At 59.3% G+C, this 11646-nt stretch carries 9 protein-coding genes; 3 read left to right on the top strand and 6 right to left on the bottom strand.

The window, feature by feature from the left end:
* On the bottom strand, positions 1–1499 hold a 1499-nt coding region (gene cptA, locus PMI26_RS28130; protein WP_007970072.1), incomplete at its 3' end, for a phosphoethanolamine transferase CptA.
* Positions 1500–1698: 199 nt separating this feature from the next.
* Positions 1699–1881, bottom strand: coding sequence for a DUF6026 family protein (locus tag PMI26_RS28135; protein WP_007970071.1), 183 nt, complete (start codon positions 1879–1881; stop codon positions 1699–1701).
* Positions 1882–2130: 249 nt separating this feature from the next.
* On the opposite strand from PMI26_RS28135, the gene gnd reads away from it, so the two are divergent.
* Positions 2131–3135, top strand: coding sequence for a phosphogluconate dehydrogenase (NAD(+)-dependent, decarboxylating) (gene gnd, locus PMI26_RS28140; RefSeq protein ID WP_338009680.1), 1005 nt, complete (start codon positions 2131–2133; stop codon positions 3133–3135).
* Positions 3132–4646 (top strand): glucose-6-phosphate dehydrogenase, encoded by a 1515-nt coding sequence (gene zwf / locus PMI26_RS28145; RefSeq protein ID WP_007970066.1) that lies wholly within the window; start codon positions 3132–3134, stop codon positions 4644–4646. The genes gnd and zwf overlap by 4 nt, the downstream gene beginning before the upstream one ends.
* 99 nt (positions 4647–4745) lie before the next feature.
* On the opposite strand, the gene nhaB is transcribed toward zwf, so the two are convergent.
* The 3 genes from nhaB to PMI26_RS28160 form a co-directional block, all read right to left on the bottom strand.
* The gene (nhaB, locus tag PMI26_RS28150) at positions 4746–6248 is read right to left on the bottom strand and encodes a sodium/proton antiporter NhaB (RefSeq protein WP_007970065.1); all 1503 of its coding nucleotides are present in this window, start codon (positions 6246–6248) and stop codon (positions 4746–4748) included.
* 78 nt (positions 6249–6326) lie between these two features.
* Positions 6327–7616 (bottom strand): hypothetical protein, encoded by a 1290-nt coding sequence (locus tag PMI26_RS28155; RefSeq protein WP_007970064.1) that lies wholly within the window; start codon positions 7614–7616, stop codon positions 6327–6329.
* Positions 7617–7901: 285 nt separating this feature from the next.
* On the bottom strand, positions 7902–8168 hold the full coding sequence (locus PMI26_RS28160; protein ID WP_007970062.1) for a hypothetical protein: 267 nt from the start codon (positions 8166–8168) through the stop codon (positions 7902–7904).
* Between the two features lie 342 nt (positions 8169–8510).
* Here PMI26_RS28160 and PMI26_RS28165 point away from each other — a divergent pair, with 342 nt between their 5' ends.
* Positions 8511–9836, top strand: coding sequence for a sigma-54 dependent transcriptional regulator (locus PMI26_RS28165; RefSeq protein WP_007970060.1), 1326 nt, complete (start codon positions 8511–8513; stop codon positions 9834–9836).
* Between the two features lie 485 nt (positions 9837–10321).
* On the opposite strand, the gene PMI26_RS28170 is transcribed toward PMI26_RS28165, so the two are convergent.
* On the bottom strand, positions 10322–11629 hold the full coding sequence (locus tag PMI26_RS28170) for a transporter (RefSeq protein WP_007970059.1): 1308 nt from the start codon (positions 11627–11629) through the stop codon (positions 10322–10324).
* Positions 11630–11646 lie beyond the last annotated feature (17 nt).

Raw genomic sequence — 11646 nt, 5'->3', positions numbered from 1 at the left:
TGGCTCCCCCGCCACTTCGGCGAAGCCCAGGCCATGAACGGAATGGTGTACATCGGAGCCGTCGGCTTGTTCTCGTTGCGCCCCAGGGTACTGTGACCCGCGGAATCGAACACGTCTTCGCCATGGTCGGAGAGGTACAGCAGGAAGCCGTTCGGATCGGTTTTGGCGTAGTCCTTGATCAGGCTGGACACCACGAAGTCGTTGTACAGCACGGCATTGTCATAGCTGTTGTACGTCGGCACCTGATCGTCACGTACGCCGGCCGGAACGCCATTGCGGTCCTGGAACTTGTCGAAGGTCGACGGGTAGCGGTACTGGTAGCTCATGTGCGTGCCGAGCAGATGCACGACGATGAGTTTGCGCGGCGCCGCGTCGGCCAGGGCCTTGTTGAACGGCTCGATCACGTCGCCGTCGTACTGCGCGGCGTTCTGGTTGCGGTTGTTGTTCAGGTACACCTGTTCGTCGGCCTGTTCGGAGAAGGTCGTGAGCATGGTGTTGCGCTTGGTCATGGTCTGTTGGTTGGTGATCCAGAAGGTTTTGTAACCGGCCTGTTTCATCATGCTGACCAGCGATGGCGTCGACAGGTACAGGTCCGGGTTTTCCTCGTCGGCGAAGGTCAGGACCTGTTGCAGCGCCTCGATGGTGTAGGGGCGCGGGGTGATGACGTTGTCGAAAACGTCCAGCTGATCCTTGAGCTTGTCGAGTTCCGGCGTGGTTTGCCGTGGGTAACCGTACAGGCTCATGCGCTGACGGTTGGTGGACTCGCCGATCACCAGCACCAGGGTCGCAGGCGTGTTGGCCATGGCGTCCTCGAGGTTGTGCAGCGGTGCAATCCTGCTGGCGCTGTTGAGCATGTCCTGCATGCCGGCCAGGGTTTCCAGGTAACGATGATAGGCCACGGCCATCTGCCATGGCACCGCCGGTTCGATGCGGGTTTCGAACTTGTCGAAGCCTTCGGCGAAACTGCCGGTGCGCGAGGTTTGCTTGATCAGTGGATAACCGACCACCGCCACGACAATGGCCACGGCTGCCGCGATGGCCTTGCCACGGGCCAGGTACACCGGGCGCAGGCGAGTCCACAGGAAATAGGCAAATGCGCTGTGGGCCAGGAACGCCGGGATCATCCACCAGGCAAAGTACTGGGTCATGTACTCGCCGGCTTCAGCCACGTTCGACTCGAACATGATGAAGATGACGCTCTGGGAAAACTCCTGCTGGTAAATGAAGAAGTAGCCCAGGCTCGCCATGGAGCATGCCCACAGCACGACGCCGATCACGGCGGCCATGACACGGGTCTGTTTGGGGAACAGCAGCATCGGCGCCAGCCAGATCGCGCTCATGACGAAGGCCTGGCGGAATCCGGTAAACCCGGAGGTGCCCGTCAGTTGGATCAGTAGTTGGGTGATGCCGGAAAAGTACCAGAAGAATACAAACAGCCAGACGAATCCGGCCCAATCAAAACCTGCCGCAGTCGTTTTGCTGCGTTCGAACAAAGACATTCAGCGCTCCAGCCGAGAATTCACTACCACCGCCGGGACTTGGAGATCGCGGACGACGAACGAGGGCCGCACGGAACCGGGCGGCCTGGAACTTGTAATTATCGTGAGACAATTGTGAAAATTTCGTGAGTTGCCGGAGGCGGCAGGGCGTGAGCCGGTGCGGAAGCAGTGCAGGCTGCTCCCGCTTGAGATGGGGGAATCAGGCGAGTGGGGCGCGTTGCACTGCAGCCAGGGGCTGCGTCTGACCCGTTTGCAGCAGCAGTCGCAACTGCGCCAGTTCCTGTTTCAATTGATCGCGTTCGTCCTTCAACTGACGCAATTCATCGCGACGGATAGTGACGTAAAGGGTTTGTGCTGGCAGTGCGGTATGTACTGTGCCCATTGCTCACCTCGCAAATGGCGTGTCTCAACTGTAGAGCCGCGTCGAAATCAACGGCTGATCTACTATCGGCGCCAATTTTGATTTCTTTTGCTCCCGAAGGGAACTTTTTTATTTTTCATTGTCGTTGTGTCTTCGGCTTGATTCCCGACGTTATCCATCAGGATCGGGCACAATGCCCGGAAACTTCACGCCAACGCTCTGGACTAACCTCATGAGTCGCGTTGGGCTATAACCTTTGACACACATTTTATTTGTAGTAGGGAGCATCAGCACATGCAACTCGGGATTATTGGGCTGGGCCGCATGGGCGGCAATATTGCGCGGCGCCTGATGCTCAACGGGCACACCACCGTTGTTTACGACCGCAATACCGCCTTTGTCGAAGCCCTGTCCGCTGAGGGCTCCACCGGCGTCGCCGATCTGCCGGCGCTGGTCGCTGGCCTGGCCAGGCCGCGTGCGGTGTGGGTCATGCTGCCGGCAGGCGCACCGACCGAAGAGACCATCGACACCCTGAGCACTTTGCTCGAAGCCGGCGACACCATCATCGACGGCGGCAACACCTTCTATAAGGACGATATCCGCCGGGCCAAAAACCTGTCGGAAAAAGGCCTGCATTACATCGACGTCGGTACATCCGGCGGCGTCTGGGGCCTGGAGCGTGGCTACTGCATGATGATCGGCGGCGATGCCGCGACCGTTAAGCGTCTCGACCCGCTGTTTGCAACCCTGGCCCCGGGCATGGGTGACATCCCGCGTACCAAGGACCGCAAGTCCGACGACGATCGTGCCGAGCGTGGCTACATTCACGCAGGTCCCGCCGGCGCCGGGCATTTCGTGAAGATGATCCACAACGGCATCGAATACGGAATGATGCAGGCCTTCGCCGAAGGCTTCGACATCCTGCAAACCAAAAACAGCGAGAGCCTGCCAGAAGACCAGCGTTTCGACCTGAACGTGGCCGACATCGCCGAAGTCTGGCGTCGTGGCAGTGTGGTGTCCTCGTGGTTGCTCGACCTGACGGCAGACGCCCTGGCCAGTGATCCGAAACTCGACGGGTTCTCCGGGTCGGTGGCCGACAGCGGTGAAGGCCGTTGGACCATCGAGGCGGCGATGGAGCAAGCGGTGCCGGTGCCGGTGCTGTCGAACTCGCTGTTTTCCCGCTACCGCTCGCGCGGCCAGGGCACCTTTGGCGACAAGGTTCTCTCGGCCCAGCGCTTCGGCTTCGGCGGCCATGTGGAGACCTCGAAAAAATGACCCACGTGATCCGCAGGAAATCCAAGGCTGAGCCTGCACCCGCGACGACGCTGTTTCTGTTTGGCGCCCATGGCGACCTGGTCAAGCGTCTGTTGGTGCCGGCGCTGTATAACCTCAAGCGCAACGGGCTGCTCGGGGATGGACTGCGGATCATCGGCGTTGACCACAACGCCATCAGCGATGAAGGTTTTGCGCAAAAGCTCGAAGACTTCATTCGAAACGAGATGGCTGGCAAGGGTGATCACACCCTTGATCCAGTGGTCTGGTCCAAACTTGCCAAAGGCATCAGCTACGTCCAGGGCGATTTCCTGGACGACGGCACTTATCAAGCGCTGGCGGCGAAAATCGCCGACAGCGGAACCGGCAATGCGGTGTTCTACCTGGCCACCGCGCCGCGTTTCTTCAGTGAGGTGGCGCGCCGACTCGGTGCCGCCGGCTTGCTGGAAGAAACTCCCGAGGCCTTCAGAAGGGTGGTGATCGAAAAACCCTTCGGCTCCGACCTGCAAACGGCCGAGGCCTTGAATGCCTGCCTGCTCAAGGTGATGACGGAAAAGCAGATCTACCGGATCGATCACTATCTGGGCAAGGAGACCGTGCAGAACATTCTGGTCAGCCGGTTCTCCAACAGCCTGTTCGAAGCGTTCTGGAACAATCACTACATCGACCACGTGCAGATCACCGCCGCTGAAACCGTCGGCGTGGAAACCCGTGGCAGTTTTTATGAGCACACGGGCGCGCTGCGCGACATGGTGCCCAATCACCTGTTCCAGTTGCTGGCGATGGTGGCGATGGAACCTCCCGCCGCGTTCGGCGCCGATGCGGTGCGTGGCGAGAAAGCCAAGGTCGTCGGCGCGATCAGGCCCTGGACGGTCGAGGAGGCCCGCGCCAACTCGGTACGCGGTCAATACGCCGCGGGTGAAATCGACGGCAAGGCGCTGCCGGGCTATCGCCAGGAAGACAAGGTCGCACCCGACAGCAATACCGAAACCTATGTGGCCCTCAAGGTCATGATCGATAACTGGCGCTGGGTCGGGGTGCCGTTCTACCTGCGCACCGGCAAGCGCATGAGCGTGCGTGACACCGAGATCGTCATCTGTTTCAAACCGGCACCCTATGCGCAGTTTCGCGATACCGAGGTCGATGAACTGCAGCCGACTTATTTGCGCATCCAGATTCAGCCGAACGAAGGCATGTGGTTCGACCTGTTGGCCAAACGTCCCGGTCAGGCCCTGAAAATGGACAACATCGAGCTGGGGTTTGCCTACAAGGACTTTTTCGAGATGCAGCCGTCCACGGGCTACGAAACCCTGATCTACGATTGCCTGACCGGTGATCAGACGTTGTTCCAGCGCGCCGACAACATCGAAAACGGCTGGCGCGCCGTGCAGCCATTCCTCGATGCCTGGCAACAGGACGCCAGCGTGCAGAGCTATGCCGCCGGGGAAAACGGTCCGAAGGCCGGCGAAGAATTGCTCACCCGTGACGGTCGCGTCTGGCACCGCCTCGGATAATGTGGGAGCGAGCTTGCTCGCGATAGCGGTCTGTCAGGCACTTGGATGTGAATGTGCCGCCGCCATCGCGAGCAGGCTCGCTCCCACTGGGTTGGGGGGTTACAGCCAGTAGCTCACCGCATACCACCCGAGCAAGCCCATGACCACGGTATACGGCAACGCCATCCAGACCATCCGCCCGTAAGACAGGCGCACCAGCGGTGCGATCGCCGAGGTCAGCAAGAACAGGAACGCCGCCTGGCCGTTGGGCGTCGCCACGCTCGGCAGATTGGTGCCGGTGTTGATCGCAATGGCCAGTGTTTCGAAATGTTCACGGGTCATCTCACCCGCCATGAATGCGCGCTTCACTTCGGTGATGTAAATGGTCGCGACGAATACGTTGTCACTGATGGCTGACAGCAGGCCGTTGGCAATGAACAGCATGCCCGGTTGTTGATCCGCCGGCAGCGCCAGTACCCAGTGGATCAGCGGCGAGAACAATTGCTGGTCATGAATCACCGCGACCACGGCGAAAAACACCACCAACAAGGCGGTAAACGGCATGGCGTCCTTGAACGCGGTGCCGAGGCGGTGTTCGTCGGTGATGCCGGTAAACGCGGTGATCAACACGATCACCATCAAGCCGATCAAGCCCACCTCGGCGATGTGAAACGCCAGCCCGGCGATCAGAATCAATGCGGCGGCGCCTTGTACCAGCAGTGCGGCTCGTTGGCGGGCGGTGCGTTCGGCATTGTCTTCGGCGGCGTAGTTGGCCAGCACCGCACGGACGTTATCCGGCAGCAGCGTGCCGTATCCGAACCAGCGCAGCTTTTCCAGCAGGACGCAAGTCGCCAGGCCTGCAACCAGTACCGGCAGGGATACCGGCGCAACCTGGGTGAAGAATTCGGAGAAATGCCAACCCATTTCATGGCCGATCAGCAGGTTCTGCGGTTCGCCGACCAGCGTACACACGCCGCCCAGTGCGGTGCCTACGGCACCGTGCATCAACAGGCTGCGCAGAAAGGCGCGGAACTGTTCGAGATCGCCCTGATGCAGGGTCGGCAATTGTTTGTCGTCGCTGTACTCGCTGTCCTGGCGCGGGTCGTTACCCGAGGCGACGCGGTGATACACCGAGTAAAAGCCTACGGCGGCACTGATGATCACGGCGGTCACGGTCAAGGCATCGAGGAACGCCGACAGAAAGGCCGACAGAAAGCAGAACATCAGGGCCAGCGTAGCCTTGGAGCGAACCCCCAACAGCAGGCGCGAGAACAGGTACAGCAGCAAGTCCTTCATGAAGTAGATACCGGCCACCATGAACATCAGCAGCAGGATCACCGGGAAATTGTGCAGCAACTCGTCATACAGCGCCTGCGGCGTGGTCATCTTCAGCAGCAGGGCTTCAATCAACAACAGGCCGCCGGGCATCAGCGGATAACACTTGAGCGCCATGGCCAGGGTGAAGATGAACTCCAGTACCAGTAGCCAGCCGGCCGCTACCGGGCCAACGGTCCACAGGACCAGGGCATTGAGAATCAGAAAGCCGACGATGCAGGCCTTGTACCAACGGGGCGAATGCCCGAGAAAGTTGTGCGCGAACGCCTGGGCCATTGAACCGGACATCGGCTGCTCCTTGTTTTAAGAAGCGCGCAACTTGCCGCAAGCGGGTGAGAAGATCAAGCACAGGAAAAATGTACGTGACTACCCCTGATAGCGAGCGATGACCGCCTTGTAGTTTCCATGCAGTGAATAGCCACCGACGACGATGTTTCCATCGGCCAGCGCCGCGACACAGGTGGCGGTATCCAGACTCGGGCCGAGGCGGGTACGCGTATAGCCGCGGCCATTGCCAAAGCGGTGATCGGGACGGCCGTCGGGCAGGTATCGACCGATCAGGAAGTCTGCTTCGATGCCGCCGATGGTTGCGCCCGCCGTGAGCACACCGCCATCGGGCTGTAGCTGCGCGGTATTCCACTGGCAGCCGTTGTGGCCAATGACCAGGCGTTGCGGCTGGCCGCCATTGCAGTGGTTGTCGGGGCGGCCGTTGCTGTGCATCTTGAACGTCAGGCAGTGCATCGGCTCGCGACTGCTGCCAAAACACAAGACGTCGCCATTGATTTGCTGGACCACCTGACTGACCTGGGCGCCATGCCCCTGCGCCTTGAACGTCAGGAATCCGTCCACGGCGAAACTGTCGTCGAGACGGCCGTCGACGTGGTAGCGCGCCAGCAATCCTTCCTCAGGGAAGTTGATCGATCCACCCACCAGAACCCGGCCGTCAGCTTGCACCGTCAGGCTGCTGAGCCAGGTATTCATCAGCAGGTGCCGGACCACCACAAAGCCACGGCCATTGAACGAGCAGTCCAGCGAACCTTCGACATCCAGCCGTATCAACAGGCCCACGTGATCGGCCAGTTCGAAGTGATGGTTGGCCAGAATCAGGATCCGGCCGTCTCGCTGTACGTCCACATCGCAGGCTTCAGCGCCCGGCACACCGGGAGGCAGCCAGATATCGCGCATACCGAGGGACAGACCGCCAGGCAAGCGCACGACGCGGCGGCCATTATCGCCAAAGCTTCGAACCAGGCGACCCTCTTGATCGAACAGTGCCAGACCCGGGAGCGTGCGGTGCGCGTTATCGTATTGCAGGCCGGCCAACAGGATATTGCCGTCGGGCATGACCAGCACCTTGGCGCCCATGGCTTCGAACCCGGGTTCGAATTGCCCGATGACGCTGCCTTGCCTGCCGAACGCAAGGTCTGCCGAACCATCCTCCAGCAGGCGGGCCAGGCCAAAGCGGCTGCCATCGGCCATGGCGACCTTTGCCGCCACCAGCATACGGCCCCGGGCATCGATTGCGACGTCGTTGGCCATGCTGGAGAGGCTGTCGGCGAAATACACCAGGGTTTTGCCGTTGCCTGCGAACGTCGTATCGAGAGTGCCGGCTGTGTTCCGGACGGAGGAGCAGGCAATGGCGGACTGGATTGACATGAACCGCATCTCCTTGCGAGTCGTCCTGATCCAGAAGTTTGGGTGGCGACTATATAGGGAGAATATTCAATCCCTGAATGGGGAGACGCACAACTGTAAGAACTAACAGACGGAGAGTCGCTGTGTGCCACAACAGTGTCTTTTCGAACCAATGGCAAGCCTGCAAAGTATCAGGCGCACAAAAGTTCAAACTAAGGGGGCAATGAGTGCGTATGGGCGAGAACCACCAGCCCAACTAAAAGACGGGGAAGGGCGCGGATTACCCCGGGGTAATCCGCAAAACGATTAGTGCGGCATCGACCACGACTGCAGTGTGTAACCTTCCTCGCTCAATTCGGCGCGGGCCTGCTCCAGCAGCAGTTCGAGTTGTGCGGGATCGGAATAAGCGCTGCTTGGGATCTGCTTGCGGCCAATGCTGGTGCTGGTGCGGTCGATAACGGTCAGGCTGAGTTCGCCATTACCGTCCTGTGGAGCCCAGGCCACGCATTTGAAGGGTTTAAATGCGCGGTCGGCAATCAAAAGTGCTTCGTTGATACGGAGCGGGGCGTTCATAGGGTCTTCTCTCTGTGTGCCCAATCAAATGATGTGCCGTCGGTTGGGCTTACCGTTCGGCTGGTTACTTGTACTGATGCCCGCAACCGGGGTTCGGGTCACACACAATCAAAAGAAATTTCGACTTTATTTCATGGGTTCAAGAATGAGCCCGGCATTGAAAGCTGAATGAAAGGAAAGAGACGTTAGGGCGCGATCAAAGGCGCTTCTTATAACTGGATTTATTGCAATCCTATAGTCAAACGATACAAGGGTCTGTCAAGTTCTTGCTAATGTTACAGTTAGGTCCGCCAAATGATTGTTTTTACTAAATTTTATAAAAATTGGCGCCAAGGATCAGTCATGAGCGATGTGCCAGCTTCACGACGTCTATTAGTGGTGGACCCCTGTGACGATTGCTATCGTCTGCTCCCTGGATTGCGCGCTATCGGTTGGGAAGTTGACAGCTGCACGCTGGAACACGCCACTGACCGAACCTGTGACGTGGGCTTGATACGCCTGCAGCCGTATCACCTTGAGCACCCGGAAGCCGTCAAGGATTTGATCAGCCGCAGTGGCGCAGAGTGGATAGCGGTACTCAACCAGGAAGTGCTGCGACTGCAAAATGTCGGCGACTTTGTCTGTGAGTGGTTTTTTGACTTTCATACCTTGCCGTTCGATGTGTCCAGGGTTCAGGTAACGCTGGGCCGGGCATTTGGCATGGTGCGGTTGCGTGGGCAGGGTACGGTGCATGTTGACCAGCCCGAGCACGAATTGCTTGGCGACAGCAAACCTGTGCGTGAACTGCGAAAACTGTTGAGCAAACTGGCTCCGACCGAATCTGCGGTATTGATTCGCGGTGAAAGCGGCACTGGCAAGGAATTGGTCGCACGAACCCTGCATCGCCTGTCCCAGCGTCACAGCAAACCCTTCATCGCGATCAATTGTGGTGCGATTCCCGAACACTTGATCCAGTCCGAGTTGTTCGGCCATGAGAAAGGCGCATTTACCGGGGCACATCAACGCAAGGTCGGACGAATAGAAGCCGCTAACGGTGGCACCTTGTTTCTCGACGAGATCGGTGACCTGCCACTGGAGTTGCAGGCCAATCTGCTGCGGTTCCTCCAGGAAAAACACATCGAACGGGTGGGCGGCAGTCAGCCGATTCCGGTCGATGTGCGAGTGCTGGCGGCGACGAATGTCGACCTTGAAGCCGCTATCGCGAAGAAGCGCTTTCGCGAAGACTTGTATTACCGCCTGAACGTACTGCAAGTGGTGACCGTTCCGCTGCGTGAGCGCCATGGCGACTTGTCGATGCTGGCCAATCACTTCTCCCATTTCTACAGCCGTGAAACCGGACGTCGCCCCCGCAGTTTCAGTGAAGACGCCTTGATTGCCATGGGCAAACACGACTGGCCAGGCAATGTTCGTGAGCTGGCCAATCGCGTTCGTCGCGGACTGGTATTGGCCGAAGGCCGGCAGATCGAGGCCCGCGACCTGGGGTTGATCAGTCAACACGCGATTGCCGCGCCGATGGGCACCCTCGAAGAATACAAGACCCGGGCCGAACGTCAGGCGTTGTGCGATGTATTGAACCGCCACAGCGATAACCTGAGCGTCGCCGCCAAAGTATTGGGCGTGTCGCGCCCGACGTTCTACCGGTTGTTGCACAAGCATCAGATTCGTTGAATTCTTGCTTCAAACAAAAAGAATGCAGCAATGAAAATTGCGGGCGCGGCGCGCTTGAGTCCATCGCCAGCAGGCTGGCTCCTGCAGTTTCAGCATGGGCATGGCCCTTTTTATAGGAGCTGGCCTGCCAGCGATGGTCGTTAACGATAACGCGGGTGACCTGGATAAACGCGGCGAACTTGAGTCCATCGCCAGCAGGCTGGCTCCTACAGTTTTAGCGTGGGCGTGGTCCCTTGTAGGAGCTGGCCTGCCAGCGATGGTCGTCAACGATAACGCGGGTGAACTGGATAAACGCGGCGCACTTGAGTCCATCGCCAGCAGGCTGGCTCCTACAGTTTCGGCGTGGGCACGGTCCTTTGTGGGAGCTGGCTTGCCAGCGATGGTCGTGAACGATAGCGCGTGTGAACTGGATGAACGCGGCGCACCGCAGCCCATCGCCAGCAGGCTGGCTCCTACAGTTTTCCTGGATTGCGTGAAGAGCCGGGTCAGAAGTAGTAAGGGAATTTCAGGCTGAACTGGAAGTCCGGGGCGTCGTCCGTCATGCCAATGGACAGGTTGGGTACGATGGTCAGGTTGTCGGTGGCCGCAATGGTCATGCCGATGTTGAAGTAACCGGCGTTGGCATCGCTGGACACCACCGATTGCCAATCCCCGCCATCTTCCTTGAGCTGGCTTTTGCGTTGCACCAGGTCAGAGACCGAGAACGACATACTCATCTTTTCGTTCAGGGCGAACGCAATGCCGGCGCCAATCTGGAAACTGTCGCCAATGCGAACTTTGCCTGGCGTCTTGAGCGCAGGGTTGGAGCTGATGTCGTCGAAAGACTCTTCCAGGTTGTGCGTGTACGACAGGCTGCCGAACAGCACTGCCGGATCGAACGTCTTGACCAGAGAGATCCCCGGCGTGATCGACCAGACGCCGTTACCGGTAGGCAAGGATTCAGGCACGGCCAGGTTGGAGTTGGCGTCCACCCGAACCAGCTTGATGCCGAACGGGTCTTTGCCGGTGGGTGCCTTGACGCGCAAGGTCAACACGGCATCGGGCGTGTTGGCCGACTCGTCGAGGAATTTGTAGGCAATACCGAAGTTGACGTCACCAATGGCCGGGTCTTCCTTGACGGTGTCTTCGGTCGTGACGTTGGCGGCGCCGTTGTTGCCGCCACCGGACTGGTACGTGGACTGACGGTAAACCACCGGCACGTTCAGGTCGAACTGCCAGCGATTGTTGAAGTTGTAGCGGCCGGTGAGGTCCAGCGTCCAGGTGTCGGCCTTGATCCGGTCCAGGTTAATGGCACCGAGAAAGATCGAGTCCAGGGCGAGAAAACCGTTGAGGACCAGTTGGCGGGTATCGTACCGGGAGTAGGTTATCCCGGTTTCGACACTGAACTTGCCACCGCCGAAGAACCCGCTGGCCTCGTCATACAGGTTTGAAACGCTTTGCGCCGGCTGTGAGTCATCGGCCAGCGATTGTCCATACGAACTGCCGCTGCCCCCCGCAGCACCCCCTGAAGCCGCCGCGGCACCGGTGCCGCTGGCGACGTTTGGATTGCCCTTCAGGTCCGCGGGCGACTTGGCCAGGCGTTTGGGCGGGGGGGGCGCAGGCTGCTCTTCGACCTGGCGGACCCGTTGTTCGAGAACCGCCAGGGCCTTCTGCTGGACTTCGTATCGCTGCTTCAACTCCAGAAGCTCTCGTTTGAGAGCCTCCATTTCCAGGTCAGTTGCTGCCTGCACCATCGCCACCGGCAGTAGAGAGCACAAGCAAATAACTGCACGCAGTGATACCGATCGGTACATGAAAAAGCCGTCCATTT

The sequence above is a fragment of the Pseudomonas sp. GM33 genome, assembly GCF_000282295.1.
In the GTDB taxonomy this organism is placed as follows: domain Bacteria; phylum Pseudomonadota; class Gammaproteobacteria; order Pseudomonadales; family Pseudomonadaceae; genus Aquipseudomonas; species Aquipseudomonas laurylsulfatiphila.
Note: the sequence above shows the minus strand (reverse complement) of the source record. Positions and strands in the feature narration are given on the sequence as shown.